The sequence below is a fragment of the Arthrobacter sp. H41 genome (assembly GCF_000520535.1).
In the GTDB taxonomy this organism is placed as follows: Bacteria; Actinomycetota; Actinomycetes; order Actinomycetales; family Micrococcaceae; genus Arthrobacter_D.
Genome location: NZ_KI914778.1, coordinates 101,287 through 128,036, shown reverse-complemented (window position 1 = coordinate 128,036; position 26,750 = coordinate 101,287). Strand labels below are relative to the sequence as shown.

Here is a 26,750-nt window from a genome sequence, read left to right as displayed (position 1 = left end):
ACATTCTCTGGTCGCCGGCTACGGGTGCTCATCCGACGTATGGCGGTATCGGTGCCCGGTGGCGGAGCATGGGCTTCGAGAACGGGGTTCTCGGGTATCCAGTCACGGGCGAGATCTGTGGGTTGAAGGATGGTGGGTGTTACCAGAAGTTCCAGGGCGGTGACATTCTCTGGTCACCGACTACGGGTGCTCATCCGACGTACGGTGCCATCGGTGCCCGGTGGCGGAGCATGGGAGCCGAGAACGGCGCCTTCGGGTACCCGCTCACGGGCGAGACCTGTGGCCTTCCGGACGGAGGATGTTCCCAGCGGTTCCAGGGAGGCACGATCAACTTCTCCCTCAGCAGGGGTACGTTCCTGAGCTAGGGCACAGGGGGATCGATCAACAGAACAGGCCCCGCACGCGCGGGGCCTGTTCTGTTGCAGTAGTAAGGCGTGTGACTATTGCCCGGGCAACGGAATACCACTCTCCTGGCTACTTGGTTATTACCTGCTAAGTACTCGGTATTACTTCCGAGGAAACCGCGGCGCACTTATATTCGTAGGCTTGTAGAAGTCGAGTACCAGAGCTTATTGTCCGCCCCATCAGTGCGTGCCACAGTGAGCGGAGAAGCAGGGGGAGCGTCATCGGGCGGTTGATTCCCCACTCTTAAGCGTTCATTTGCGACGCTCGATCTGATAGTGGAGCACGTCATGGAGATAACCCCTGAGGTTTCACCCATCGTATCTGTACAACTGTTCGGCAACTTCGAACTGCGGCGAGACAATATCGTCTTGACATCAGCCGATATGGGCGGGTGTAAACCCCGGCACATCCTCGAGATACTGCTGCTGAACTTCGGTTCCGCAATGTCGAAGGACCGACTGATCGAAGTCCTCTGGGGAAGCCACGCTCCTGATGGCGCAGTAGCCACGCTTGAAAGCTACGTCTGCTGCCTGCGGCGGCTGGTCCAGCCCGGCCGGACCAGAACCGGTCCCCTGCGGACGGCGAACGGCGGTTACGTCCTTGATACCAGACTGGTCGACTCCGATCTCGACAGGTTCCACCGCCTGGTCCACGAGGCGGAATCGGCACTGCCGGCGGCCGCTTATCCGCTGTTGCGGCGTGCGATCGACATGTCGGCGGTGCCGTTGCTCGGCAACGAGGTGGTTCCGGAATGGGCGAACGAAGCAAGGCTCCGCATCGCCTCACAGCGTCTTGAGCTGCAGATCCGGGCGGCTGAAACGGCAAGTGCGCTGAATCTTCCCCTCGAGGCCATTTCGTGGGCACAGGCAGCGCTCGATGCCGACGGGTTGAATGAAAGGGCGTGGACCGCCCTCGTCACCGCATACGAGCTCGCAGGGCTCTACGCCGAGGGACTGACGGCCTACGACCGATGCCGACGGACATTCCACCGGGAGCTGGCCTGTACTCCCGGATCAGCCCTGCAGGCTCTCTACGTCCGGCTTCTCCGCCAGACGGCCGAAGCGGAAGGGGACTTGTCCGAGGCGCTTGAGGCGCTCATCTGCCTCGGTCAGCGGTTGCGTGGCAATGCACTTCCCTCAGGGAGGCCGGGCGGCGGCCTCAACTTCGAGGGGGCTGAGAAGATCCTCGATTCATTTCTCCGCCGCGCTCAGCGGGCTGTCTGATCGAGTTCCTGCCATTGGCGTGGCAGGCGGGGCGCTCCGGGGGGAACCGGTCGGGAGGCACGCAACGCAGAGTGCGCTCGTGAGATAATTAGGGAACGGCGGCGTGCCGTAATGCCGTATCGGGCGGGGAGCCACACGTGTCCCGCACGGATATCCGGCCCTCCGGCCGACCAAGGAGTTCTGCAGTGACCCTCACTTTCACCCCCGCCTCTTCGCCGGGCACCGAGGGTGTCCTGACCGATGCCGAAGTGCGGCGCATCCGCAATGACTTTCCCATCCTGGATACCCGGGTCAACGGCAGGCCGTTGGTCTATCTCGATTCCGGCGCCACCTCGCAGAATCCCCTGAGTGTGATGGAAGCCGAGCAGGAGTTCTACGAACAGCGCAATGCGGCGGTGCACCGTGGGTCGCACTCCCTCGCCGTCGAAGCGACGGACGCCTACGAGGAAGCCCGTGCGGCAGTGGCCCGTTTCATCGGCGCCTCGTCGAACGAGCTGGTCTGGACCTCGAACGCCACCGAGGCCATCAACCTGCTCGCCTATTCGATGTCCAACGCCTCCCTCGGGCGCGGCGGGACGGCTGCACAGCGTTTCGCGCTGGCCCCGGGGGACCGCATCGTGGTGACCGAAATGGAGCACCATGCCAACCTGATCCCATGGCAGGAGTTGGCTGCCCGCACGGGAGCGGAACTGCGCTTCATTCCGGTGGATGACGACGGCGCCCTGCGGCTCGACGAAGCCGAGGCGCTGCTGACGCCGTCCACCAGGGTGCTGGCGTTCACGCATGCCTCGAACGTCCTCGGAACCATCAACCCCGTGAGTGAACTCGTGCGCCTCGCCCGCGAGGTGGGTGCGCTCACCGTGCTCGATGCCTGCCAGTCGGTGCCGCACCTGCCGGTCGACGTCAAGGCGCTCGACGTGGACTTCCTCGTTTTTTCCGGGCACAAGATGCTGGGGCCCACAGGAATCGGGGCGTTGTACGGGCGGGCCGGGTTGCTCGATGCCATGCCTCCCTTTCTCACCGGGGGGTCGATGATCACCACAGTTTCGATGGAACGCGCGGAATACCTGCCGTCACCGAACCGCTTCGAAGCCGGCACCCAGCGGATCTCGCAGGCCATCGCGCTGGGAGCTGCGGCGAACTATCTTACAGAGACGGGAATGCCCCGCATCGAGGCATGGGAAGCTTCGCTTGGCGCTCGTCTCGTCGATGGACTCTCCCGCATCGAGGGCATCCGCGTGCTGGGGCCCGCCGCCGGAGCCGGACGCATCGGCCTGGCCGCGTTCGACGTCGACGGTGTCCACGCCCACGACGTCGGGCAGTTCCTCGACGACCGCGGGATCGCCGCGCGCGTCGGTCATCACTGCGCGCAGCCGCTGCACCGTCGTCTCGGCCTCGTCGCGACAACACGCGCAAGCACCTACCTCTACAACACCACGGACGAAGTGGACTTTTTCCTCGAAGCCGTTTCCGGCGTCCGCAGCTTTTTCGGAGCGACGTCGTGACCAACAGCCTTGAACAGCTCTACCAACAGATCATCCTCGACCACGCGAGGGCGCGCCACGGTGCAGGTTTGCAGGAGCACCGGGGCGAGGGCGTGGTGGGTGAGTCGCATCAACTCAATCCAGTGTGCGGCGACGAGATCACGCTGCGCGCGGTGGTGAGGAACGGCGGCGTCCACTCGGTCAGCTGGGAGGGCGCCGGCTGCGCCATTTCCATGGCCTCGGCATCCGTACTGACGGACCTCTCGGTGGGACTGCCGCGCGACGAGGTCATCGAGCTCGTGGATAATTTCCGGGACGTGATGCGCTCCCGGGGCAGGCTCGAGGCCGACGAGGAGGTGCTGGGAGACGCCGCTGCTTTTTCGGGGGTCTCGCGGTATCCGGCGCGCGTCAAGTGCGCCATGCTTGCATGGGTTGCCCTCGAGGAATCGCTGCTCGCTGCCAACCACTAGCAGCTATGGGGATCGGTCAGCCGACGGGTATTCGAGAAGCGATGCTACAGGCTTGCCGCAGCTGCTCCTACAGCGCCCCTGCGGTAGCGCCGTCCTGCGGCAACCGCATCGTGAAAGTGCTGCCGACGCCCGGTTCGCTGGTCACCGAGATGGTGCCTCCGTGCTCGATCACGATGGTCTTCGTAATCAGGAGTCCCAGTCCCACCCCGGGAACCGTTGAGGTGCGGACGGAGGGGGACCGGAAGAACCGGTCGAAGACATGGCTGAGATCGACGGCGTCGATCCCTATTCCGGTGTCGATCACCTCGACGCGCAGGCAATTGTCGTCGATCCCGGCCTGGAGCGTAATGGTTCCGCCGCGGCGGTTGTACTTCACTGCATTCGAGATCAGGTTGTCCACTGCCTGGGCGAGGCGGACCGGGTCAGCCACGGCGACCAGGCCCGGCGGCGTGGCATTCACTACCTCCACGCCGGCGCGCGCCGCCTTCACCCGCACCGAACTCGCGGCCTCGGAGAGGATGCGGCCTACATCGCATTCCTCCCGCCGCACCTGGAAGGTGCCGGCGTTGATCGCCAACAGGTCCTCGACGAGTTGTTCGAGCCGCAGCGCGTTTCGCCGGGCCACTTCCATGTACCCCTGCACAGCGGGCGGGAAACTTTCCGTGGTTTCTATGGCTTCCATGGTGAGCTCGAGGTAACCGAGTATCGAAGTCAGGGGGGTACGGAACTCATGGGAGACATTGGAGAGGAAATCGTCCTTCGCATGAAGGGCAAGGGCGAGGTCGGTGACGTCCATGAAGGAGACCACCGTGCCCACGAACGCGCCGTCCTCGTCGACCATGGACCGGGAGGAAATTGAGAGGGACCGCTGGCTCCGGCCTTCGCCAAGCCAGACCTGCTCGGCCGTGAGGTCCTCGCCCAGCACTGCCCTCCGCACGGGGCGCTCCTCCGGGGGAAGAAGGGTTTCCCGGTCGGGACCGTAGACAAGGAGTTGCGCCTCGTTCGGGTCGTCATTGCCGGCGGGCGCAGCTGCCGCGTGGACGGCCCGCTGCCGGGCATTCATCAGGATGTCGTGGCCGTCCGCGTCCACCGCGAGCACCCCGACGTCGACGGTGTCGAGGACCGTGCCGAGGAGCTGCTCACGCCTGCGGCCCGCCTCGCTGCTTGCCCGCAGCGCCGCCTTCGAGGCGCGCAGGGCCTCCTGCTGATTGCGGCGATCCCTGGTCAGGGCGGAGACGAACACTGCCAGGCCGGTGAGCATGACCGGCAGGAGGAACGGCTGGAGGAAGTCGCGGAGTACCAGGTCATCGCCGGAGAGGAGCAACGGTACCCAGACGAGCGATACCGAACCCACGAAAGAAACTCCGACGGCGACGGCCATGGATACTTGTGAGGCTGCTAGCCAGACCACCGGGAATGCCGCGAGCAGGCCGACACCGCTCAGGCTCTCTCCGGCTCCGGAACGGATGAAACCGATTACGGCGAAGTCGAGCAGCGGAATGATGAGGGCGGCGCGAACCGGAACGCCCGACCAGGGAATGGCCACGCACGCCGCCAGCACCACGAGGTGCAGAAGCAGTCCGGTGAGAATGGATCCGCTCTCGAGGAGGCGTGGATCCTGCAGGAGCCCCAGCGCCACCGTCAGGAAAAGGGTGACGGTGAGGGCAGATTCGCTGAGCACGATCTTCCGGCGACGGCCTGCATGGCGCCCGGGCCCGCCCGGGTTCTCGGGAAGCTGCGCAGGATCAGCCATCAAGCCTTTCAGCGGTCCCGGTCCTCAAAGGCGTCGGGCACGCCATCCGAATCGGCGTCGACGGTATCCGCATCGTTGATTCGTGAGTAGTGCTTGTTGCGGATCCGCAATACTACCGTGGCCAGCAGTGCCGACATCAGCGACGCCGTGAGGATGGCGACCTTGGCGTTGTCCTGGTGCTCGGTGCCGGCACCGAAACTGAGATCGTTGACCAGCAGGGACACCGTGAAACCAACCCCGGCCAGGACACCGACGCCGAGGATGTCCCACCAGCTGAGCCCCGGATCCAGGCTTGCACGGGTGGTCTTGGTGACGGTCCAGGTGGTGAGGAGGATGCCGACGGGCTTACCCACGACGAGGCCCAGGACGATCCCGACCAAAACGGGATCGTCCAGCGCGGAGACGAAACCGTCCACACCGCCGATGGTGACCCCGGCCGAGAAGAAGGCGAACAGCGGTACGGCGATCCCCGTGGACAGGGGCCGGAAGCGATGTTCGAGAATCTCGGCAAGGCCGGGTTTGTTGGGCCGGGGCAGTGCAACTCTGCCGTGTTTTTTCCGCAGCACGGGAACCAGGAAACCGAGCAGCACGCCCGCCACTGTGGCATGGACGCCCGAGGCATGCATCAGTGCCCACGTGGCGATTCCCAGCGGGAGGAGGATGAGCCAGGCCGGGCCGGTGCTCGAGCCGAAGAACTTGGCTTTTGTCTGCGCCAGCAGACCGAAAAGCCCCAGCGGGACCAGCATCCACAGGAGGAAGTTCAGTTGCACATCCTCCGAATAGAAGAAGGCGATGATGGCGATGGCGATGAGGTCGTCCACTACCGCGAGGGTCAGCAGGAAGATCCGCAGGGCGGCCGGCAGGTGGGAGCTGATCACTGCCAGAACCGCAAGGGCGAAGGCGATATCCGTCGCGGTGGGGATCGCCCAGCCACGCAGGGTGTCGGGGGAGGACAGGTTCACGGCGGTGTAGATCAGGGCCGGAACGAGCACTCCGCCGGCAGCTGCCGCGACGGGAACGATGGCGCGGCTGACCTTGCGGAGATCGCCCGCGACAAATTCACGCTTGAGTTCAAGGCCTATCAGAAAGAAGAATATGGCAAGCAGGCCATCTGAAGCCCACTTGCCCACGGACAGACTGAGGTGCCACGGCTCGTAGCCGAACTCGAAGTCCCGGATGGCGAAGTAGGAGTCCGAGAACGGTGAATTCGCCCAGATCAAGGCCAGGACCGTGGCGATCAGGAGCAGGATCCCGCCCACGGTCTCCTTGCGGAGGATCTCGTTGATGCGGAGGTACTCGGGATAGCTGCCCCGCTGGAGAACGACGCGTTTTGCCCCTTGCGGACTTCCCGGGGCGGGAGAGTCAGCCGGCGATCCGTTACTCATGAGTAGCTCCTCTTTCTGTGCTGGTGTCCCGGCAGGGCCCGGCTGGCTCAACCCGCAAGTGCGCGGACCCCGATGATCGCTGTAGCGAGACCAAGGATCATCGACGTCGAGATGAGCATGAGGTGCACCGTCAGAAAGCGGGTGGGTGCTCCCTTTTCATCGCGGGCCCGGGGATCCTTGAAGATACGACGGAGGAATGGCGGCCACACGATCAGCGTCCAGACTCCGGCAAGGATCAGGACGAGGGCAAGTGGGGTAGGCAGTGACACGGTCGGCTCTCCCGGCAGAGGTGGGATCGGTGGGTGGGCGTTCTCAGCGGCTTTCGAGCCAGCGCTGCGCTTCCGCAGCCTGCACGTTGAGGGCCTTGCCGATCATCGGCTCGGCTGCGCCGGCGATCTTGCCGCCCAGGAAAGGGATCGACGAGGTGACGGACCCCTGGAGGTCCACCCGCGTGGAGCCACCCTCGGCGATCAGCCTCTGTACCGCGGCCACGTTGAGCGGCACTCCTGCGACGGTCATCTCGACCTGTGCCTCACGGGAACCATCGGCGTCGGGTGCCGCCCAGTGCTCGGTCTGGGTGACTGTCAGCGTTTCACCGACGAACTTGCGTGCCATCTCCGGAAGGCGGGCGGTGGGCATGGTGCGCACTGCAACGAGCGTGAAGGCGCCGGAGGTGTCGCCGTCGAGCGCCGAGGACTCCAGGGAGCCGCCCACCTGCTGGCTCATGTGCTGGAGGAAGCCCTTGTCGGTGAACACGTCGATCACTGCGGCGACGTCGTAGGGCAGGGTGGTCGAGGCGCTCAGGGCCATGGTTCCTCCGGGGTGGTGCGGACAGTTTCTTTCAGCAATCCTACGGCCTTGCTGTCCCTCGTCGTGGTTCGGCGTCCGGTGGGCGTCCGGTGCGGGAGGGACTATTGGTAGGACACGAACCACGGGGTCGGCTCGACGTTCGTGAACGTCTGTTCCGGGGTGAAGGTAGGGGAGTCCTCGTCGTAGAAGTTCTTCCAGCCCATCCAGATCTGCGGTTGCAGGCCCTTGCGGAGGACGTTCCAGGTGTCCAGCTTCTCTCCCGGTGTTCCGTGTCCGTCGGCGTGGAGGCTGATTGCCAGTTCGCTGTGGCTGACGTCGATGGCATCCCGGTCGCTGATCATGCCGAGGTTGAACTGGTGCAGGATCAGCAGCTTCTGCGGCAGCGTATTGTTCCGGGTGAGATCCGCCAGCCACTGTGAGGTCTCATTGATCTCCGCCGCATCTACGGTCCCGATCTGCTCGAGCGGCCGCTGGCCCGGTGCCAGCCGCCATTCGGCATCGAGTGCGAGCCCCACATGCGGCCGTTTCAGCAGGTCCTCGTACAGCTTCGCCTGGTCGAGGAAGCTGCTTCCACCCGACTGCAGGTCCAGGACCACGTAGACGCCGGCCTTCCCTGCGGCATCGACCCATGGTTCGAGATCCTCGATGCGGGACTCGGTGGAATAATCGCCGTCCGGCCCTGCCTCGGCACTCGCGACGGTGGTGATGATCTCGAAGGCGGGGATCACGGGTTCCACGCTGTAGGGAACGTAGAGCGCCGCGGTGTCCTTGGCCCGCTGGATGGAAGCGTCGATTCCCTGTTCACCGAGAACGCCGAGGCTTCCCCCACTCGGGTGGCCGTACAGGGCGATCATCCTCCGGCCGGGAAAGACCGTCTGCCCACCGCCCGGCAATTCCGGTGCGTCGAGGGCGACGGCGGAGTGCTCCGCGAAGGTTTCCGGGTCACCGAAGGCGTCCCCCACGCCGAACAGTGCGCCGTCCCGGTGCTCGCGCAGGAAAGCGATGGTCTCCGTGTCCGCCCGTGGGTCAGGTTCAGCGACGACCCTGACCAAAGCTCCGGCGGCACGCGCAGTGGCTACTGCCGCGGCGGATGCAGGGTCCGAAGTTGCCAGCACGACGGCGTCCGCTGCTTCCTGGGCCCGTTGGAAGGGTGGCAGCCCGGCAGAGACGCCTCCGGGAGCTTCATCCCTTCCGGCTGCCGAGGCTTCTGCGGAAGCAGCGGGGGTTCCGGCAGCACCACTTCCGGATGCGGAGGGGGTCGCTGAACGGGCCGTCGTCGCTGGTTCCGTCCCGGTTGCCGGATCGTCCGGCGAAGCGGGAGAGGGCGGAGCCGGCGATGGCAGCACCGGCAGCGGCAGGCTTTCGCCCGGTTGCAGGGCAGCGATCGAGTCGATGAGCTCGCTCGCCTCGATGCCGGACGGCTCGACCACCAGGTGGAGGTCTTCGCGGAAGCCCTCGACGTCGTCGGGACCCGGAATCTGTTCCAGCCCACCGACGATCGGCTCCCAGCCCGCCGTGGGGGTTCCGAAGAGGATCACCGACTCGGTGCCGAGCCGATCGAGTTCTGTCCTTACCTCCACTGCGTCCGCGGCGGATCCAACCACCAGCAGCGGAACGCCGAGTCCGGCAGCAGCCGTCGCGGCGGGCCCCATCGCGGCCGGTGGCGTGCCCGGAGACCCGGCGCTCCCGGGTGCGGCGAGAACCACGGCGACGGGGCTCGACGCAAAGAATGTCCTGCTTGCGGCAATCGATGAACTTTCCCCACCGGCACCGATGAGGGTCGGGGACTCCGGATGCGGGCTCAGCACAACCGTTCTCGGTGCGGACTCGGCTCCGGACGACGAGCCCGACGATGGATCGTCGGTGGTGGTTGTGCAGCCGGACAGGAGCAGCGTGAGCATCATGGCCACGACCGGACCCCGGCATCTCAGCCTGGTCGACTGCGTTGACGGCGTCGTCAACGGTACCGGCACGGACGGCATGGACGGCATGGGAGTCAGGGAGTAGATGGGTCCTACTTTCCGCACAGCCCCAGCGGCACGTTCGGGAGAACTTCGGAAGGTCTTCGGGAAGGGCATGGCAATCCTAGTATGACGCAGGACACCTCGCGACACGGCAACAGGGCGGGTGCCGTGGCAGGCGCTATTTTGTGGAGCCGGCCCCTCACCGCTGCGCTGGGCCCGCCCGACCGAACTGACAGGGGCGCGCGGTAGGCTTGAAGCATCCCCGGAATTCGCTGAATTCCGGGCTTTTGTGGTGTCGCCACCACGCCCTGAAACGAGGAGCCGGAGACATGAGCCTGAACGGATTGCGCACAGCGCTGACTGAGGACGCCTCCTACGCGCGTGTCCGTTCCAATGCCTCGCGGTCCGTCGACCAGCGGAGCACCGATCTGCAGATCGGTGCTCCGGCAGGGTTGAGGGCACCGCTCCTCGCGGAGATGGTGGACGGATTGCGCGACGCCGCCGGCCCCACCGACCCGGGAAGTGTGCCTCCCGTCGTGGTGGCGGTCACCGCAACGGGCCGGGAGACCGAGGACCTCGCGGGCGCATTGCGCAGTTACCTGCCCGAATCCGAGATCGAGGAGTTCCCCAGCTGGGAAACCCTGCCGCACGAGCGTCTCTCGCCGAGGTCCGACACCGTGGGACGCCGTCTATCGGTGCTTCGCCGTCTTGCCCATCCCGGCGGCTCACCCGTTCGCGTCATCATCGCGCCCATCCGTGCTGTCGTCCAGCCCCTCGTCGCTGGCCTCGGGGACCTCGAGCCGGTGTCGTTGAAGGTGGGGGACAACGTCGAGTTCACCGAAGTGGTCAGGGCGCTCGCCGATGCCGCCTACGCACGGGTGGACATGGTGACGCACCGCGGGGAGTTCGCGGTCCGCGGCGGCATCATCGATGTCTTCCCGCCCACCGAGGACCATCCGCTCCGCATCGACTTCTTCGGCGACGAGGTGGATCAGATGCGGTGGTTCGCCGTCGCCGACCAGCGCTCGCTCACTTCGGGGGAACCCCCGACGGCGTTGTACGCGCCGCCGTGCCGCGAAATCCTGATCACGCCGTCGGTGATGTCGCGAGCGGCCAAGCTTGGGCCGCAGCTCCCCGCCGCAGCCGCCATGCTCGAAAAAATCGCTGGTGGAATCGCGGTCGAGGGCATGGAGTCCCTCGCGCCCGTGCTGGTCGACTCGATGGTGCCGTTCGTGGCAGAGCTGCCCGCCGGATCCATCGCCGTCGTGATCGAACCCGAGAAGGTGCGCGCTCGTGCCCATGACCTCACGGCGACCAATGAGGAGTTCCTTGCGGCGGCATGGTCCACGGCGTCCGAGGGAGGTGCCGCTCCGCTCGACCTCACCGGTGAGCTGGGCATGGACCTGCAGGCCGCGAGCTTCCGGTCCCTGACGGAGACGCGCACCACGGCGCTGGCCAACGACGTCGCCTGGTGGGCCGTCACGTCCTTCGGTGCGGATGAGGAGCTCACCGACGTCGACACCTTCACCCTTCACGCGCGCGAACCGCGCGGGTACCAGGGTGACGTCGCCGAGATGATGGAGTTCATCGGCGGGCGGGTCCGCGATCAGTGGCGCGTGGTGGTGGCGACTGAAGGTCCGGGGCCCGCGCAGCGCCTCGCGGAGCTGTTCCACGACAACGACATCCCGACCAGCCGTGTCGAGTCACTCGAGGCGGCGCCGCAGCCGGGCATCATCGAAATCACGACGGCGTGTGCCGGGCGCGGGTTCGTGGTGGACGGCCTCAAGATCGGGCTGCTGACCGAGGCCGATCTTCTGGGCCGCACCAGTGCCGCCGGCACACGGGACATGCGGAAGATGCCCTCGCGGCGCCGCAACGCCGTCGACCCGCTGCAGCTCAAGGACGGCGACTTCGTGGTGCATGAGCAGCACGGCGTCGCGAGGTTCGTCGAGCTGATGCAGCGCTCCACCGGAGCAGGGCCCACCAGGACCACCCGCGAATACCTCGTCCTCGAGTACGCGCCGTCCAAACGGGGAGCCCCGGGCGACCGCCTGTTCGTGCCCACCGACCAGCTGGACCAGGTCACGCGGTACGTGGGCGGCGACGCGCCGGCGCTGAGCAAGATGGGCGGCTCCGACTGGAGCAAGACCAAGAACCAGGCACGCAAGGCCGTCAAGGAGATTGCCGGCGAGCTGATCCGGCTGTATTCGGCGCGGATGGCCTCGCGGGGGCATGCCTTCGCTCCGGACACACCATGGCAGCGCGAACTCGAGGAAGCTTTTCCCTATGTAGAAACCCCCGATCAGCTGACCACGATCAACGAGGTCAAGGCCGACATGGAGCGGGAGGTTCCCATGGACCGCCTGGTGTCCGGCGACGTCGGGTACGGCAAGACCGAGATCGCGGTCCGGGCGGCCTTCAAGGCGGTGCAGGACGGCAAGCAGGTGGCGGTCCTGGTGCCCACCACGCTGCTGGTACAGCAGCACTTCGAGACGTTCTCCGAGCGCTTCTCCGGCTTCCCCGTGCGGGTGCGGCCGATGTCACGCTTCCAGAGCGCCAAGGAGTCGCGTGAAACGGCTGAGGGACTGGCCTCGGGCGCGGTCGACGTCGTCATCGGTACCCACCGGCTGCTGTCGAAGGAGATGAAGTTCAAGGACCTGGGGCTCGTGATCGTGGACGAGGAACAGCGGTTCGGCGTGGAGCACAAGGAAGCGCTGAAGAAGATGCGCACCAACGTGGATGTGCTGGCGATGAGCGCCACTCCCATTCCGCGGACACTCGAGATGTCGTTGACGGGTATCCGAGAGACTTCCACCCTTGCGACGCCGCCGGAGGAAAGGCACCCGGTCCTCACCTATGTGGGCCCGTACACGGACAAGCAGGCCTCCGCGGCCATCCGGCGCGAGCTCATGCGGGAGGGACAGGTCTTCTTCGTCCACAACCGGGTCTCCTCCATCGACCGCACCGCGGCGCACCTGAAGGAGCTGGTTCCCGAGGCACGCGTAGCCGTGGCGCATGGCCAGATGACCGAGTCGCGGCTGGAGCAGATCATCGTCGACTTCTGGGAGAAACGCTTCGACGTCCTGGTGTGCACCACCATCATCGAGACCGGCCTCGACATCTCCAACGCCAACACGCTGATCGTGGACCGCGCCGATTCCTACGGACTCTCGCAGCTGCATCAGTTGCGAGGCCGGGTGGGGCGGGGGCGCGAACGGGCGTACGCGTACTTCCTCTACCCGTCGGAGAAGCCCCTCGGCGAGATCGCACTCGAGCGGCTGAAGGCCGTGGCTTCGCACAACGAACTCGGCGCGGGTATGCAGCTGGCGTTGAAGGACCTCGAGATCCGCGGTGCCGGCAACATGCTCGGCGGGGAGCAGTCTGGCCATATCCAGGGCGTCGGCTTCGACCTCTACATCCGGCTGGTGGGCGAAGCCGTGGCGAGCTTCCGGGGCGAGGCCGAGGAGAAGGCCGCCGAGATGAAGATCGAGCTGCCGGTCAACGCGCACCTGCCGCACGACTATGTACCGGGGGAGCGGCTGCGCCTCGAGGCCTACCGCAAGATTGCGTCAGCGCTCACGCACGAGGCGATCGACGGCGTCGTCGCGGAGTTGGAGGACCGGTACGGGGAGCCGCCCGCCGCGGTCGGCAATCTGATCGCCGTTGCGCGTTTCCGGGTTGCAGCGCGTGCGGTGGGACTCACCGACGTGGCGCTGCAGGGGAATTTCATCAAGTTCGCGCCGGCGGACCTGCCGGAGTCGAAGCAGATGCGCCTGACCCGCATGTACCCGGGGGCCACGGTCAAGCCCGCGCTCAACGCCGTGCTCATTCCGAAGCCGAAGACCGCACGCATCGGCGGCCGGGACCTCGTGGATGCCGAGATCCTGCAGTGGACGCAGAACATCCTGGAGTCCATCTTCACTCCCTGAAACTCCCTGAAACTGCAACGGGCTCCACGCGCTTGCGCGGAGCCCGTTGCAGGAGTGCCCGTAAGAGCAGGGGAAAGCTAGGAGCCGACCTTGGCTGAAGTTTCCTTCGTGTCGGTGCGGTTGCCCTCGGCCAGATTGTAACCGGTGTCAGCGCGGCCGATGATGCCCTGCGGGATGAAGAACGCCAGGAAGGCCAGGCCGAGGCAGACGCCGAACGGCCAGACGTTCGTGCCGTCGGACCAGCTGAGGACGTAGATGCTGAGGAGGAACATCCCGAACAGCACTGCGAACACCAGGATGTTGCTGAGCAGGTGCCCCCGTCCCGCATCGGTAGGGCTCTGGTTGTTCACTTCGTGTGACATTGTCAAAAACTCCTAGAAGTTGGAAAGACTGCTGTTCCGTCAGTAGCCTGCGGCGCCCTGTTCACCCTTAACGATAGCGACTCCGGAGCTCGCGCCGATCCGGGTTGCTCCGGCGTCGATCAGGGCCCGTGCGTCATCGAGCGACCGGACGCCGCCTGACGCCTTGACCCCGAGGTCAGGTCCCACGGTTTTCCGCATCAACGCGATGTCGGCGACGGTTGCGCCTCCGCCGTTGAAGCCGGTGGACGTCTTCACGAAGTCGGCTCCGGCGGCCACGGCGGCACGGCAGGCGAGCACTTTCTGCTCGTCGGTGAGCAGCGAGGTCTCGATGATGACTTTGAGTATCGCACCGCCCTCGTGGACGGTCTCGGCCACCGCGCGGATGTCCGAGGTGAGCGTCTCGGCGTCCTGGGCCCGCGCTGCTGCGATGTTGATGACCATGTCGATCTCGTCGGCGCCGTCGGCCACCGCTCCCCGGGCCTCCACCACCTTCACTTCCGTGGACGTGGCTCCCAGCGGGAAACCGATCACCGAGCAGGTCAGCACGTCGCTGTCCTTGACGGCGGAGTGGACGGTGCCCACCCAAAGCGGGTTCACGCAGACCGATTTGAACCCGTACTCCACGGCCTCTGCACAAACCGTCAGGATCTGCTGACGGCTCGCTTCGGGTTTCAGGAGGGTGTGGTCGATGTAGGACGCGAGGGAGGTCTCACTAGGCATGGGTCCATCTTTCCACGGCATCGAGGCGCGCAAGTACTTCGGCCAGTGGTAGCAGCGGCGGCAACCAGATGAACCGAGTCGACCGATCAAGTGATGCGGGTTCGGGCCTGAGCTAGCTCAGCTCACTGGGGGCCGCACCGAATGGCCGCGGACCGATCCCTTGAAACTGTCGGTGTTGTCAACTTCTCAAGAGGTAGGGAGCCAGGGCGCGGGAGGGCATGAACGCAGAGTGCATGCAATGCATGCGTTGCATGCACCTTTTGCGATCGACACCGACCTGCTTCGAGCTACCAGGGTCCGTGCCGGCAACAATAACGATCACCTTTGGAAGTTATCGAAGGGCTCTGACCGGAGGACGGAGACGCCGGAGGCCCGAGGACCGGATCTGAAACGACTCAAAGACCCAGCGCCGCTCCGACGTCGAGCTTCACGGCATCGAGGCGTGCCCGGGCCGCTGCCTTGGCGTCGTCGAGGCCGGCGGCCGAGTGAACCGGCTCCACCACTTCGAGATAGCACTTGAGCTTCGGCTCGGTCCCGCTGGGCCGGATGATCACCCGCGTGGAATCCCGCGTCAGGTACAGCAGGCCGTCGGTGGGCGGCAGCGCGGCCGAGCCCTGTGCGAGGTCCTCCAGCAGGTCCACGGGGGAGCCGGCGAAGGACTGCGGCGGGTTGTGGCGCAGTCGTTCCATCAGGACGTCGAGCACCCCGAGGCTGTCCACGCGTACCGACACCTGATCCGCTGCGTGGAGGCCGTGGGCAAGGAACGCGTCGTCGAGCAGATCGAAGAGCGTCCGGCCCCCGGCTTTCATCGCCGCCGCGAGTTCCGCGAGGAGCAGGGCGGCGGAGATGCCGTCCTTGTCACGGACGACGCCGGGCGCCACGCAGTACCCGAGCGCCTCCTCGTAGCCGTAGCCGAGGTTCCGCACGCGGGCGATCCATTTGAATCCGGTCAGGGTCTGGACGTGCTCGGTGCCGGCCGCCGCGGCGATCTTGCCCAGAAGCCGTGATGACACGATCGAGTTGGCGAAGACCTGCCGTTCCCCCGGAGCGATCGGTGCCCGTGCCGTGAGGTGGAGGCCGAGGAGCGTGCCCACCTCGTCACCCCGGAGCATCCGCCACGACCCGGTGGAAGGGTCCTTGGCCGCCAGGGCGACGCGGTCGGCGTCGGGGTCGTTGGCAACGACGAGGTCCGCGTCGGCAGCGGCCGCCGCCTCGAGGGCGAGGTCCAGGGCGCCGGGCTCCTCGGGGTTCGGGAAGGCGACGGTGGGGAAGTCGGGGTCGGGGTCGGCCTGCTGCGTCACCATGGTCACGTCGTCGAAGCCGGCAGCCGCAAGCACCGCCCGGGCAGTGCGCCCGCCCACACCGTGCAGCGGGGTCAGGATGATCCGCAGGTCCCGGGCGGAGAACGCGGGATCGGCCAGGGCCGCGACCGCGGAGACGTAATCCTCCTCAAGGGATTCGGGGAGCACCGTCCAGCCATCCGGTGCCAGTTCCACCGTGTCGATTCCTCCGACGCCGGCGATAGAGGCGGCGATGTCGGCGTCGTGCGGAGCCACGATCTGCACACCGCGTGCGTCCTCCCCGACAGCCCGTCCGCCCAGGTACACCTTGTAGCCGTTGTCCTGGGGAGGATTATGGCTGGCAGTCACCATGATGCCGACCTCGCACCGCAGTACGCGCACCGCGTAGGCGAGCACCGGGGTGGGAAGCTCCGACGGCAGGAGGAACGTCTCGAGCCCGGCCGCCGTGAAGATCGCCGCGGTCTCCTGGGCGAAGATCTTCGAGTTGTACCGGGCGTCATAGCCGACCACGGCGCGCGGCACGTAGGCGGTGCCGCCGTCGTTCGCAAGTCGAAGCGCATGCTCCGCCACACCTGCGGCGGCTCGGCGCACGACCACGCGGTTCATGCGGTTGGGGCCGGCGCCGAGGGCAGCGCGGAGGCCCGCGGTACCGAACGCCAGCGGGCCGGAGAAACGGTCCCGGAGATCCTGCTCGGCCTCCGCGCCGGGCCGGCCGGCCGACCGGACACGGGCAACGAGTGCGGTGAGCTCGCCGGCGGTGGCAGGATCGGGGTCTGTTGCTGCCCACGCCTCGGCTGCGGCCAGCAGGGAATCAAGCTCGGGGTGGGCCATGGGGAACCTTAAGGAGTGCGGAGGTGGGGGGCTGAAAAGGCGGCTCCGGCAGAACCTGGCGACGTCAGAACCTGGGACGTCAGAGTCTGGCGACGTCAGAGTCTGGCGACGTCAAAGCTTTGCGACGATGTCCGCCAGCAATCGGGAGATGCGGGGGCCCGCTGCCTGGCCGGCCTCGAGAACCTCGGCATGGCTGAGGGGTACCGGACTGATGCCGGCGGCCAGGTTGGTGACAAGGGAGATGCCGAAGACCTCCATGCCGGCATGGCGTGCCGCAATGGCCTCGAGCGCCGTGGACATGCCGACGAGGTCCGCGCCGATCCGTTTCGCGTACTGGACCTCTGCCGGTGTCTCATAGTGGGGGCCGGGGAACTGTGCGTAAACGCCCTGCTCCAGCGTCGGATCCACCTCGAGGGCCAGCCGGCGCAGGCGCTCCGAGTAGAGGTCGGTGAGGTCCACGAAGGTTGCACCCTCAAGGGGCGACGACGCCGTCAGGTTGAGGTGGTCGCTGATCAGCACCGGAGTGCCGGGCTGCCAGTGTTCCTTCAATCCGCCGCACCCGTTGGTCAAGATCATCGTTCTCGCGCCGGCGGCCGCTGCGGTACGCACCCCATGGACCACCGCCCGGACGCCCTTGCCCTCGTAGAAGTGCGTGCGGGCGCCGAGCACGAGGGCCCGCTTGCCGTCGGCCGTGAGCACCGATCGGATGGTCCCCACATGGCCGGCGACGGCGGGGGCGGAAAACCCTGGAATGTCCGCGGCGTCGAGGCTGGCGGTCGTTTCACCGATGAGTCCGGCGGCCTCACCCCAGCCGGACCCGAGCACCAGGGCGATGTCGTGGGTGTCCACGCCGGTGGTGCGGGCAATATGGTCGGCGGCGCTGCGGGCCAGGTCGAAAGGATCTTGGGTCACCGGTATAACTTACCCTCCCGCCGGGTTTTGAGCGCCCGCCGCAGATGGGGGAGAATCGATTCTTGTGACCAACCAACTAGATTTCAGTTCCCTGCGCCTGGCGATCCTGGGCGGAGGGCCCGGCGGGTACGAGGCGGCCATGGTGGCGTCCTCCCTCGGTGCGGACGTCACGATCATCGAACGGAAGGGCCTCGGTGGCTCGGCCGTGCTCACCGACGTCGTGCCGTCGAAGACCCTGATCGCCACGGCCGACACCATGACCCGCTTTCTCGACGCCCACGATCTCGGCGTCGAGTTCGCCGACGAGACAGCGGTGAGCGCAAACCTCCACCGCGTCAACCAGCGGCTGCTCAAGCTGGCCCTCGAGCAGTCCTCGGACATCCGCCAGACCCTCGAGCGTCTCGGCGTCCGCGTGATCATCGGCACCGGCAAGCTCCTCGACAACCACCGCATCGAGGTGGTGCCGGGCGACGGCGGGGAGACGACGGTCGTCGAAGCCGACGCCCTGCTGCTCGCCCTCGGCTCGCATCCCCGCGAACTGCCCGATGCCATGCCCGACGGCGAACGCATCTTCAACTGGACGCAGCTCTACAACCTCACGGAGATCCCGCAGCACCTCATCGTGGTGGGATCCGGCGTCACGGGCGCCGAATTCGCCTCCGCCTACAACGGCCTGGGGTCGAAGGTCACCCTCGTCTCGAGCCGTGACCGTGTGCTCCCGGGTGAGGACGCCGACGCCGCCGAGGTACTGGAGGGCGTGTTCCGCGACCGTGGGATGACGGTACTGTCGGAGGCCCGGGCCAGCGCCGTCGAACGCACCGAGACCGGGGTGATGGTTCGCCTCGCCGACGGCCGCACCGTCGAGGGGACACACTGCCTCGTCGCAGTCGGCGCAATCCCGAACACCGAGGGAATCGGTCTTGAGAATGCGGGTGTCGCGGTGAACAAGTCCGGCCACATCACTGTGGACGGCGTCTCCCGGACCACCGCACCCAATGTCTATGCCGCAGGCGACTGCACCGGCGTCCTCGCCCTCGCCTCGGTGGCAGCGATGCAGGGGCGCATCGCCATGGCCCACCTGCTGGGTGACACGGTCACGCCCCTCAAGCTCAAGCAGGTGGCATCGAACATCTTCACCTCGCCCGAGATTGCAACGGTGGGCGTCTCCGAGGCCGACGTCGAGTCCGGGCGCTACCAGGGGGACATCGTCAAGCTCTCCCTCCACACCAACGCCCGCGCGAAGATGCTGGGCGTCAAGGACGGCTTCGTGAAGGTCATCTCACGGAAGGGCTCCGGAACCGTGATCGGCGGAGTGGTGGTGGGCCCCCGCGCCTCCGAGCTCATCTTCCCGCTCGCGCTCGCGGTCACCAGAAAGCTCCACGTCGACGACGTCGCCAACACCTTCACCGTGTACCCGTCGCTGACCGGTTCCATCTCGGAGGCGGCCCGGCGCCTGCACGTCCACCTCTAGCAGCTCCGCCCACGGCCCTCGCGGGCGGGACAGGCGGTATGATCGATCCGTTCCGCACGTCCATCATCTGGACATGCTTATCCACCAGGTGGACACAGGTGATCGAATACTTGGGTTCAACTGAAGTTTCCGCACGCCGGCCGAGGCAGCTGCATCGGACCGCGTGCCGCGCGCGAGAAAGCCGTAGCCATGTCATCCTCCACACCCGCTGTATCCAGCGGGACCACCAAGCCCCTGAACTCACGGGGAAAGGTGGTGTTCGCAAGCCTCATCGGCACCACCATCGAGTTCTACGACTTCTATATCTATGCCACTGCGGCAGTGCTCGTGTTCCCCGCCCTGTTCTTCCCGAACCAGACCTCCGCGAACCAGCTTCTGAGTTCGTTCGCAGTGTTTGGCGTAGCTTTCGTCGCGCGGCCGCTCGGATCGATCGTCTTCGGTCACTTCGGGGACAAGATCGGGCGCAAGGCCACGCTGGTGGCCTCGCTGCTGACCATGGGGATCGCGACCTTCCTGATCGGTCTGCTCCCGGCGGCAACCAATCCGGGCTGGGTCTTCCTCGCGCCCCTGCTGCTCGTGGTGCTGCGCTTCCTCCAGGGTCTTGCCCTGGGAGGCGAGTGGAGCGGCGCTGCCCTGCTGGCCACGGAAAACGCTCCCGAGGGGAAGCGCGCCATCTATGGCACCTTCCCACAGCTCGGAGCGCCGATCGGCTTCATCCTGGCCAACCTGCTGTTCGTCCTGCTGAGCACCACACTGACCCCGGAGGAGTTCCTCGCGTGGGGCTGGCGCGTGCCGTTCCTGCTGAGTGCGGTCATGGTCATCATCGGCCTCTACGTGCGGCTCAAGCTGATCGAGAGCGCGTCCTTCCAGAAGGTCCAGACCGAGGGCAAGGTGGTGAAGCTTCCGCTCGGCACCACGTTCCGCTCCCACTGGCGCGCACTGATCCTCGGCACCTTCATCATGTTCGCCACCTACGTGCTGTTCTACTTCATGACCGCGTTCACCCTGACCTACGGAACCTCTCCGTCAAGCATCGAGCAGGCGCAGGCCCGGGCCGAAGCTGCGGGTAGGGAGTTCACCGAGGCGCAGGCCGCGGCCTTCGTACCCGGCCTCGGCATGGCCCGCACCGATTTCCTGTGGATGCTCATCATCGGCGTGGTGTTCTTCGGAATCTTCACCCTCGTGTCGGGGCCACTTGCCGAGCGCTTCGGGCGGCGCAAGATGCTCCTCGGCACCACCGTGGGCATCGCCGTCTTCGGCCTGGTGTGGGCTCCGCTGTTCGGGGCGGGTACCGTCGGCGCCATGGTGCTGCTGATTGTCGGGTTCACGCTCATGGGGCTTACCTTCGGCCCGATGGCCGCCGTGCTCCCCGAGCTCTTCCCTGCCAACGTCCGGTACACCGGATCCGCCGTCGCGTACAACGTGTCGAGCATGATCGGCGCGGCCCCGGCGTCCTTCGTGGCCGTTGCCCTCTGGCAGTTGGCGGACGGCAGCACGGTCCTCGTGGGTCTGTACCTGTCCGTGGCCGCCGCGCTGACCTTCGTGGCGCTATGGCTGTCCCGAGAGACCCGCGACAACGACTACGAGAACAACACCGCCTAGTACCCGGAACCAGCCGGGATGGACCGGCACGGGCACAGCACCGGCTGACGACGGCGCGGAACCACGGTCGATCGAGGCCAGGGGTCCGCGCCGTCGCCATTGGGACATCGCCTTCACCCCGTCGGACCCGTGCGCGCGGCCGGGGGATGCCCGTAGACTGGGACAAGCAAAGCGTGCTTACCATTCATGCGGACGGGAGCGGACGGAAAGGGCAGAATGAGCGTGCAGACTCTTGCGGGCGGTCGTTACGACCTCCGCGAACGCGTCGGTTCCGGTGGAATGGCCGAGGTCTTCGTCGCCAGGGATACCAGGCTGGAACGCGACGTCGCGGTCAAGGTGTTCCGTCCCGGAACGGCCGACGGCCTTGAGCGTGGATCGGCCGAAGCCCGGCTCCTCGCGGGCCTCGACCATCCAGGCCTGGTGCGCGTCCTCGACATGGACACAGGACATTCAGCGGGCGACAGCGCCTACCTCGTCATGGAGTATGTGGCCGGCCCCGACCTCAGCCGGCAGCTGCGGAACGGTGCGTTGGACCGTGAGGAGGTCCGGCACCTGGCGCTGGACCTGGCCCGGACCCTTTCCTATATCCACGGGCGGGGGGTGATGCACCGGGACCTCAAGCCTTCGAACATCCTGACCCGCGATGTCGAGCTTGACAGCGGCCTGTTCACCTACCTGCTGACGGACTTCGGCATCGCCCGGTTCTTCGACGGAGGTCGCATGACGGCGACCAACCAGGTGATCGGCAGTGCCGCCTACTTCAGCCCGGAACAGGCACGGGGCGACGACGTGAGTTTCCCTACCGATATCTACTCCCTGGGACTCGTGCTGATCGAGGCGCTCTCGGGAAAGCGGGCCTTCCCCGGAACAGGAGTGGAGAGTGCGCTCGCACGGTTGCACCGGAGTCCGTCGATTCCGCGTTCCGCCGGAACCGAGCTTCTGCACCTGCTCGCTGCAATGACCCTCGATGACCCGGCTGACCGTCCCACCGCCCGCGCGGTGGTCGCTGCGCTGAGCGGGAATGGCGGCACCCGTGATCCGGCCGGCGCATCGCAACCCCCTGCCGCTGTCGACGACCCTGCGGGGGAGCACGCTGCTGCCGCGCATACCGCCCCCGCGCAAATCGTCGACGACGATGCCGTGCACGATGTCGCGCACGCTGTCGGGGACACCGCCGTCGTGGCGACCTCCGGTACGACGCCGGTGCCCCGGCGTGCCGAGGAAGCCACCGAGGCTTTCCCGTCATCAGCAGATGCAGCTCCGTCGGGTGCCGTTTCCGCGTCCTCCACGCCACGCCGCAGGTGGCGCCTCGGCGTGGTGGCCGCGATCGTGGTGCTCGTTTCCCTGGTGGTACTCGCAGGGCTCCTGCTGGCCGGCCTGATCAGTGGGTCCGGGTTCGGCTCTGCCCCTGATCCGTTGCCGGAGGTTCCTGGAATCACCGGCGAGAAGCTCGAGGAACTCTACGAAAGCGTGCAGCCATGAGCACCTGCGCTGCCGCGCACGGCGGACAGTCCGTACGGCGGAGTTCGCCACGGGGGGTTCTGGCCGCGGGCGTCCTCGCCTGCACGCTCATCCTCACCGGGTGTGGCGCGTCGATCGACTCCGCCGTAAGCGAGCGATTCCAGTCGGAGGTACGCGCAATCGCCCAGCTCGCGGCGTCGGGCGAGAGCGCTTCCGCCATAGCGCGGGCAGGTGAACTCCGGGCGGAAGTGTTTGCAGCGCAGGGCGCGGGGGAGTTGACGAGAGAGCGCCAGGACCTGATCTCGCTGCGGATCGACGCCGTGATCGCAGCGCTTGAGGAAGAAGTGGGGCGAGTACCCGAACCCGAAGCCGAACCCGAAGCCGTTCCGACGGAGGAGATTCCGGCGGACGAACCGACCGTAGCCCCGGCCGAGCAGGCGCCCGATCCGGCTCCCGCCCCAGCGCCGGCCCCAATACCTGTGCCGGTTCCCGAGCCCGCTCCGGGGCAGCTCGAACAACCGGAAGCGCCCGGTGGTGCCGCTGAGGACGCCAGCGAGGAGGCGCAGGATGCTGTGGATGACGCGCAGGATGAGGCGGCGGACGATGCGCGGGAGAACCCGCCGGAGGAAAACAACGGTGGTAACGGCAACAACGGCAACAACGGTAACGGCAGTAGTAACGGCAACGGTAATAGCAGCAATAACAGCAACGGCAATAACAGCAACGGCGGCAACGGCAACGGCAACGGCAGGTAGCGCGGATCCGCAGCTTCGCCGGTGCCCACCGGGGTACTGGGCGGCGCTGCCGTCCTGCGATACCCCGGTGCGCAGCCGGTCAGGAGAAACTAGCCCTGGATTTTGGCGATCACCGATCCCGCCGACACCGTGTCGCCGGGCGCCGCTGCCAGTCCGGACAGTTTTCCTGACTTGTGCGCGGTGAGCGGTTGTTCCATCTTCATGGCTTCAAGTACCACGATGAGGTCTCCCTCGGTCACTTCGGCGCCGTCGGTCACGGCCACCTTGACGATCGTCCCCTGCATGGGTGAAGTGAGTTCGTCGCCGCTCGATGCCGCCGTGCCCGCGCGCGGGCGCAGGGACTTCTTGGGTTTGCCGGAGGGAGAGGACTTTCCGTTACCCGCTCCGAGACCTGCGGGAAGCACCACCTCGAGTCGGCGCCCGCCCACCTCGACGGTCACGCGCTGGCGCGGGTCCTCCTCGGGGCCAGCGTCCGCGCTTCCGGCACGCCACGGCTCGATCCGATTGTCGAATTCGGTCTCGATCCATCGGGTGTGGACGCTGAAGGCCCCCTCCTCCGGAGCGAATGCGGGGTCGGAGACCACTGCCGCGTGGAAGGGAAGCACTGTCGGCATCCCCTCGATCCGCATTTCGGCAAGGGCACGCCGCGCGCGCTGCAACGCCTGCGGACGAGAGGCACCGGTGATGATCAGCTTCGCGAGCATGGAATCGAAGTTGCCGCCGATCACTTCGCCCGCTTCCACTCCCGAATCCACCCGGACCCCCGGACCGGTGGGAAGTTTCAGTGTCTGCACCGATCCTGGGGCCGGCAGGAACCCGCGGCCGGCATCCTCACCGTTGATGCGGAACTCGAACGAATGCCCGCGCACTTCAGGGTCGCCGTAGCCGAGCGCCTCGCCGCGCGCGAGGCGGAACTGCTCGCGGACAAGATCAAGCCCGGTGACCTCTTCGGAGACCGGGTGCTCCACCTGCAGGCGCGTGTTGACCTCGAGGAAGGAGATGGTGCCGTCCTGCCCGACGAGGAACTCGCACGTGCCGGCGCCCTGGTACCCGGCTTCCTTGAGAATCGCCTTCGATGCCGCATACAGGCGTTCGTTCTGCTCTTCGCTGAGGAACGGTGCGGGTGCCTCTTCCACGAGTTTCTGGTTACGGCGCTGCAGCGAACAGTCCCGGGTCGACACCACGACGACGTCGCCGTACGCGTCGGCGAGGCACTGGGTTTCCACGTGTCGCGGGGCGTCGAGGAAACGCTCGACGAAGCACTCGCCGCGGCCGAACGCCGCCGTCGCTTCACGGACTGCCGACTCGTACGCCTCGGCGATCTCGTCCCTGCTGCGGACTACCTTGATGCCACGCCCGCCACCGCCGAAGGCGGCCTTGATGGCCAGGGGCAGGCCGAACTCGTCGGCGAATCCGAGCACTTCCTCCACTGATGCGACGGGGTCCTTCGTCCCGGGCACCAGGGGCGCTCCGACCCGCTGGGCAATGTGGCGTGCCTGCACCTTATCGCCGAGCTGGGTGATCGAGGAGGGTGAGGGACCTATCCAGGTGATGCCGGCGTCGATCACGCGCTGTGCGAATTCGGCATTCTCGGAGAGGAAGCCGTAGCCGGGGTGGATGGCGTCGGCTCCGCTGCGTCCGGCCGCCTCAAGGATACGGTCCATGAGGAGGTAGGACTCCGCTGCCGTTTCTCCCCCCAGCGCGAAGGCCTCGTCGGCGAGGCGGACATGAAGGGCGTCGCGGTCAGGATCGGCGTAGACGGCTACCGAGGCGATTCCCTCGTCCCTGGCCGCACGGATGACCCGAACCGCAATCTCGCCGCGGTTTGCGATCAGTACCTTCGTGACCGGACCGGAATGGCCCTGGAGGCCGGTCGGACGGGTGTCTGCGGCGAATTGGGCAGCGCCGGATGTGGGCTCGCTCATAGGGGGTGTCGCTCCTTCGTATTTGTTCGGAGCCTAACCGTTTCTTGGAGCTATCGCCTATGGATCGTGCCGTTAGGGAGTGTTGGGTTCACATTTCTTGTAGGAATGCTACAAGGCGCTATCTCTGTTCCCAGAACTCGGTGAGGCCCACTCCTGCGGCGGCAAGCAGTTGACGCAGCGTCGAGATGCCGATGCCGATCACGGCATGGGGGTCGCCCTCGACGCGCTCGATGAAGGCGCCCCCCAGTCCGTCGAGCGTGAAGGAGCCCGCGCACTGGAGAGGCTCGCCGCTGGCCACGTAGCGGTCCACCTCGCCGTCGGACATGGCGGTGAAGTGGACCGTCGCCGAGCTGACCGCGCCGATGGTTGCGCCGGAGCCGTCGTTCCGGTTGTCCACCAGCCAGTGGCCCGTATGCAGGACGCCGAAGGAGCCCCGCATCCGCCGGATCCGTTCCCGCGCTGTCGCGGGCTCGTACGGTTTGCCATGTGCTTCGCCTTCGAACTCGAAGATGGAGTCGCAACCGATCACGAGGGCGTCGTAGGCATCATCGAGGGAGGCGACCGCCTCGGCCTTCACACGGGCGAGCAGGAGCGAGGTGTCATGGGAATCGAGCTCGCCGTACCGGGCTGCGGCGGCCGCCTCGTCGACGTCGGAGGCGAGGACGCTGTGCCGGATGCCTGCCGCGGTCAGGAGTTTGGTACGGGCAGGGGACGCGGAGGCGAGGACGAGGCGCGGAGTCATGCTTCCAGCCTACGCAGGAAGCAGTGCCCGCCGCAGCGTGTCCAGGCCCACCGAGCCGAGATTGAGCGCGCGCGTGTGGAAGGCGCGGAGGTCGAACGCCTCGCCTTCGCGTGTCCTCACCTCATCCCGGATCTGTTCCCACAGGCGCTGGCCGATCTTGTACGACGGCGCCTGCCCCGGCCAGCCGAGGTAGCGGATGAACTCGAAGTCCAACTGGCCCTCGCTGATCGCGATGTTCGTTTTGAGGAAGCCGTAGCCCTGCTCGGGGGTCCAGGTGCCCTTCCCCCAGCGCGCGGGCATCTGGAGTTCGAGGTGGACGCCGATGTCGAAGACCACCCGTGCAGCCCGCATGCGCTGCGCGTCGAGCATGCCCAGGCGGTCCCCGGGATCGCTCAGGAACCCGAGGTCCTCCATGAGGCGTTCGGCGTACAGCGCCCAGCCCTCGCCCTGGCCGGACACCCAGATGGCGTTGCGCCGCCAGGAGTTGAGGAGTCGGCGCTGGTAGATGGCAGTGGCGATCTGGAGATGGTGGCCGGGAACCCCCTCGTGGTAGACGGTGGTGGTTTCCTTCCAGGTGGCGAAGGAATCCTCGCCCTCGGGGACCGACCACCACATGCGGCCCGGCCGTGAGAAGTCATCGCTGGGTTCCGTGTAGTAGATACCGCCCTCATTGGTGGGCGCAATCCTGCATTCGATGGTTCTCATGATGTCCGGAATGTCGAAATGGGTTCCCGCAAGTGCCTCCACCGCGCTGTCGGACAGCTGCTGCATCCAGGTCTGCAGCGCGTCGGTGCCCTGCAGGTTGCGCGCAGGATCCTCGTCGAGGATCCGCATGGCCTCCTCGATCGTGGCGCCCTCGCGCATCTCGCCGGCCACGGCCTCCTGCTCCGCGATGATGCGGTCCAGCTCCTCGACGCCCCAGGCGTAGGTTTCCTCGAGGTCCACTGTGGAGCCGAGGAAGCGCCGCGACATCAGCGCGTAATGCTCCCGGCCCACCGCGTCCTTCTCCGGGGCCGAGGGCAGGAGGTCGTCCCGGAGGAACGCCGCGAAGGAGCTGTAAGCCCGGCGTGCGGCGTCGGCTCCGCTCGTCAGTTCGGAACGGAGCGCCTCCGGGAGGTCGCCGTCGTCGGCTTTCGCCGTGGAAGCGAACGTGTCGAAGAACCCGCCGTCCTCCGCGTACTTCCCGGCCTGCTCGATCACGGCGCGGAGCTGGCGGCTCGCCGCCACGAGGCCGCGGTTCCTGCC

The 26,750-nt window shown here is 66.6% G+C and carries 22 protein-coding genes; 10 read left to right on the top strand and 12 right to left on the bottom strand.

The genetic code is table 11. The features are described from left to right. The 4 genes from Y705_RS21750 to sufU form a co-directional block, all read left to right on the top strand. The coding region (locus Y705_RS21750; protein ID WP_026532155.1) for an LGFP repeat-containing protein at positions 1-365 on the top strand (365 nt) is incomplete at its 5' end. A gap of 327 nt (positions 366-692) precedes the next feature. Beyond that, the gene (locus Y705_RS0105655) at positions 693-1,628 is read left to right on the top strand and encodes an AfsR/SARP family transcriptional regulator (RefSeq protein ID WP_026532154.1); all 936 of its coding nucleotides are present in this window, start codon (positions 693-695) and stop codon (positions 1,626-1,628) included. A gap of 185 nt (positions 1,629-1,813) precedes the next feature. Continuing rightward, positions 1,814-3,133, top strand: a complete 1,320-nt coding sequence (locus Y705_RS0105650) for an aminotransferase class V-fold PLP-dependent enzyme (protein WP_026532153.1) — start codon at positions 1,814-1,816, stop codon at positions 3,131-3,133. After that, positions 3,130-3,582: a Fe-S cluster assembly sulfur transfer protein SufU gene (gene sufU, locus Y705_RS0105645; protein ID WP_026532152.1), complete on the top strand. Its 453-nt coding sequence runs from the start codon at positions 3,130-3,132 to the stop codon at positions 3,580-3,582. Before Y705_RS0105650 ends, sufU begins: the two co-directional genes overlap by 4 nt. A gap of 67 nt (positions 3,583-3,649) precedes the next feature. On the opposite strand, the gene Y705_RS17710 is transcribed toward sufU, so the two are convergent. The 5 genes from Y705_RS17710 to Y705_RS17705 all read right to left on the bottom strand — a co-directional run bounded on the left by Y705_RS17710 (position 3,650) and on the right by Y705_RS17705 (position 9,182). Beyond that, positions 3,650-5,335: a sensor histidine kinase gene (locus Y705_RS17710; RefSeq protein ID WP_049822328.1), complete on the bottom strand. Its 1,686-nt coding sequence runs from the start codon at positions 5,333-5,335 to the stop codon at positions 3,650-3,652. Between the two features lie 8 nt (positions 5,336-5,343). Then, entirely contained in the window at positions 5,344-6,720 is a 1,377-nt protein-coding gene (gene nhaA, locus Y705_RS0105635) for a Na+/H+ antiporter NhaA (RefSeq protein ID WP_026532151.1), read from the bottom strand. A gap of 47 nt (positions 6,721-6,767) precedes the next feature. Next, positions 6,768-6,989 carry an SCO4848 family membrane protein gene (locus Y705_RS0105630; protein WP_026532150.1) on the bottom strand — a complete coding sequence of 74 codons (222 nt, stop codon included), beginning with the start codon at positions 6,987-6,989 and terminating at the stop codon, positions 6,768-6,770. Positions 6,990-7,032: 43 nt separating this feature from the next. Further along, a complete protein-coding gene (locus tag Y705_RS0105625; RefSeq protein WP_026532149.1) occupies positions 7,033-7,530 on the bottom strand; it encodes a DUF2505 domain-containing protein in 498 nt (165 codons plus the stop codon). A gap of 101 nt (positions 7,531-7,631) precedes the next feature. Continuing rightward, positions 7,632-9,182: a hypothetical protein gene (locus tag Y705_RS17705; protein ID WP_049822327.1), complete on the bottom strand. Its 1,551-nt coding sequence runs from the start codon at positions 9,180-9,182 to the stop codon at positions 7,632-7,634. A 13-nt stretch (positions 9,183-9,195) separates the two neighbouring features. On the opposite strand from Y705_RS17705, the gene Y705_RS22675 reads away from it, so the two are divergent. Further along, positions 9,196-9,537 (top strand): hypothetical protein, encoded by a 342-nt coding sequence (locus Y705_RS22675; protein ID WP_049822326.1) that lies wholly within the window; start codon positions 9,196-9,198, stop codon positions 9,535-9,537. 286 nt (positions 9,538-9,823) lie between these two features. Beyond that, positions 9,824-13,423, top strand: a complete 3,600-nt coding sequence (mfd, locus tag Y705_RS0105610) for a transcription-repair coupling factor (protein WP_026532148.1) — start codon at positions 9,824-9,826, stop codon at positions 13,421-13,423. A 77-nt stretch (positions 13,424-13,500) separates the two neighbouring features. On the opposite strand, the gene Y705_RS17695 is transcribed toward mfd, so the two are convergent. The 4 genes from Y705_RS17695 to Y705_RS0105590 all read right to left on the bottom strand — a co-directional run bounded on the left by Y705_RS17695 (position 13,501) and on the right by Y705_RS0105590 (position 17,549). Then, complete coding sequence (locus tag Y705_RS17695) at positions 13,501-13,785, bottom strand: hypothetical protein (RefSeq protein ID WP_049822325.1); 285 nt, start codon at positions 13,783-13,785, stop codon at positions 13,501-13,503. A 39-nt stretch (positions 13,786-13,824) separates the two neighbouring features. Next, on the bottom strand, positions 13,825-14,505 hold the full coding sequence (deoC, locus tag Y705_RS0105600) for a deoxyribose-phosphate aldolase (protein ID WP_026532147.1): 681 nt from the start codon (positions 14,503-14,505) through the stop codon (positions 13,825-13,827). Positions 14,506-14,900: 395 nt separating this feature from the next. Next, the gene (locus Y705_RS0105595) at positions 14,901-16,637 is read right to left on the bottom strand and encodes a phospho-sugar mutase (RefSeq protein ID WP_026532146.1); all 1,737 of its coding nucleotides are present in this window, start codon (positions 16,635-16,637) and stop codon (positions 14,901-14,903) included. 111 nt (positions 16,638-16,748) lie between these two features. Then, the gene (locus Y705_RS0105590; RefSeq protein ID WP_026532145.1) at positions 16,749-17,549 is read right to left on the bottom strand and encodes a purine-nucleoside phosphorylase; all 801 of its coding nucleotides are present in this window, start codon (positions 17,547-17,549) and stop codon (positions 16,749-16,751) included. A gap of 64 nt (positions 17,550-17,613) precedes the next feature. Between Y705_RS0105590 and Y705_RS0105585 the strand changes: the two genes are divergently transcribed. The 4 genes from Y705_RS0105585 to Y705_RS0105570 all read left to right on the top strand — a co-directional run bounded on the left by Y705_RS0105585 (position 17,614) and on the right by Y705_RS0105570 (position 22,838). Continuing rightward, positions 17,614-19,020, top strand: coding sequence for an NAD(P)H-quinone dehydrogenase (locus Y705_RS0105585; RefSeq protein WP_026532144.1), 1,407 nt, complete (start codon positions 17,614-17,616; stop codon positions 19,018-19,020). A gap of 189 nt (positions 19,021-19,209) precedes the next feature. Beyond that, a complete protein-coding gene (locus tag Y705_RS0105580) occupies positions 19,210-20,622 on the top strand; it encodes an MFS transporter (protein WP_026532143.1) in 1,413 nt (470 codons plus the stop codon). A gap of 216 nt (positions 20,623-20,838) precedes the next feature. Beyond that, entirely contained in the window at positions 20,839-22,104 is a 1,266-nt protein-coding gene (locus tag Y705_RS0105575; protein WP_026532142.1) for a serine/threonine-protein kinase, read from the top strand. Continuing rightward, the gene (locus tag Y705_RS0105570) at positions 22,101-22,838 is read left to right on the top strand and encodes a hypothetical protein (RefSeq protein ID WP_026532141.1); all 738 of its coding nucleotides are present in this window, start codon (positions 22,101-22,103) and stop codon (positions 22,836-22,838) included. The genes Y705_RS0105575 and Y705_RS0105570 overlap by 4 nt, the downstream gene beginning before the upstream one ends. An 89-nt stretch (positions 22,839-22,927) precedes the next feature. Here Y705_RS0105570 and Y705_RS0105565 read toward each other — a convergent pair whose 3' ends face one another. The 3 genes from Y705_RS0105565 to Y705_RS17690 form a co-directional block, all read right to left on the bottom strand. Next, the gene (locus Y705_RS0105565; RefSeq protein WP_081737817.1) at positions 22,928-24,763 is read right to left on the bottom strand and encodes an acetyl/propionyl/methylcrotonyl-CoA carboxylase subunit alpha; all 1,836 of its coding nucleotides are present in this window, start codon (positions 24,761-24,763) and stop codon (positions 22,928-22,930) included. 118 nt (positions 24,764-24,881) lie between these two features. After that, positions 24,882-25,505, bottom strand: a complete 624-nt coding sequence (locus tag Y705_RS0105560) for a Maf family protein (RefSeq protein ID WP_026532139.1) — start codon at positions 25,503-25,505, stop codon at positions 24,882-24,884. Between the two features lie 9 nt (positions 25,506-25,514). Next, a partial coding sequence (locus Y705_RS17690; RefSeq protein WP_081737816.1) for a DUF885 domain-containing protein occupies positions 25,515-26,750 on the bottom strand: 1,236 nt, incomplete at its 5' end.

What these genes read in the sequence shown, in the direction of transcription:
- Y705_RS0105655 (WP_026532154.1), top strand. Translation starts at nt 693, where the DNA reads ATGGAGATAACCCCTGAGGTTTCACCCATCGTATCTGTACAACTGTTC.
- Y705_RS17710 (WP_049822328.1), bottom strand. Translation starts at nt 5,335, where the DNA reads ATGGCTGATCCTGCGCAGCTTCCCGAGAACCCGGGCGGGCCCGGGCGC.
- nhaA (WP_026532151.1), bottom strand. Translation starts at nt 6,720, where the DNA reads ATGAGTAACGGATCGCCGGCTGACTCTCCCGCCCCGGGAAGTCCGCAA.
- Y705_RS0105625 (WP_026532149.1), bottom strand. Translation starts at nt 7,530, where the DNA reads ATGGCCCTGAGCGCCTCGACCACCCTGCCCTACGACGTCGCCGCAGTG.
- Y705_RS17705 (WP_049822327.1), bottom strand. Translation starts at nt 9,182, where the DNA reads ATGGGGCCCGCCGCGACGGCTGCTGCCGGACTCGGCGTTCCGCTGCTG.
- mfd (WP_026532148.1), top strand. Translation starts at nt 9,824, where the DNA reads ATGAGCCTGAACGGATTGCGCACAGCGCTGACTGAGGACGCCTCCTAC.
- Y705_RS17695 (WP_049822325.1), bottom strand. Translation starts at nt 13,785, where the DNA reads ATGTCACACGAAGTGAACAACCAGAGCCCTACCGATGCGGGACGGGGG.
- deoC (WP_026532147.1), bottom strand. Translation starts at nt 14,505, where the DNA reads ATGCCTAGTGAGACCTCCCTCGCGTCCTACATCGACCACACCCTCCTG.
- Y705_RS0105595 (WP_026532146.1), bottom strand. Translation starts at nt 16,637, where the DNA reads ATGGCCCACCCCGAGCTTGATTCCCTGCTGGCCGCAGCCGAGGCGTGG.
- Y705_RS0105580 (WP_026532143.1), top strand. Translation starts at nt 19,210, where the DNA reads ATGTCATCCTCCACACCCGCTGTATCCAGCGGGACCACCAAGCCCCTG.
- Y705_RS0105575 (WP_026532142.1), top strand. Translation starts at nt 20,839, where the DNA reads ATGAGCGTGCAGACTCTTGCGGGCGGTCGTTACGACCTCCGCGAACGC.
- Y705_RS0105570 (WP_026532141.1), top strand. Translation starts at nt 22,101, where the DNA reads ATGAGCACCTGCGCTGCCGCGCACGGCGGACAGTCCGTACGGCGGAGT.
- Y705_RS0105565 (WP_081737817.1), bottom strand. Translation starts at nt 24,763, where the DNA reads ATGAGCGAGCCCACATCCGGCGCTGCCCAATTCGCCGCAGACACCCGT.
- Y705_RS0105560 (WP_026532139.1), bottom strand. Translation starts at nt 25,505, where the DNA reads ATGACTCCGCGCCTCGTCCTCGCCTCCGCGTCCCCTGCCCGTACCAAA.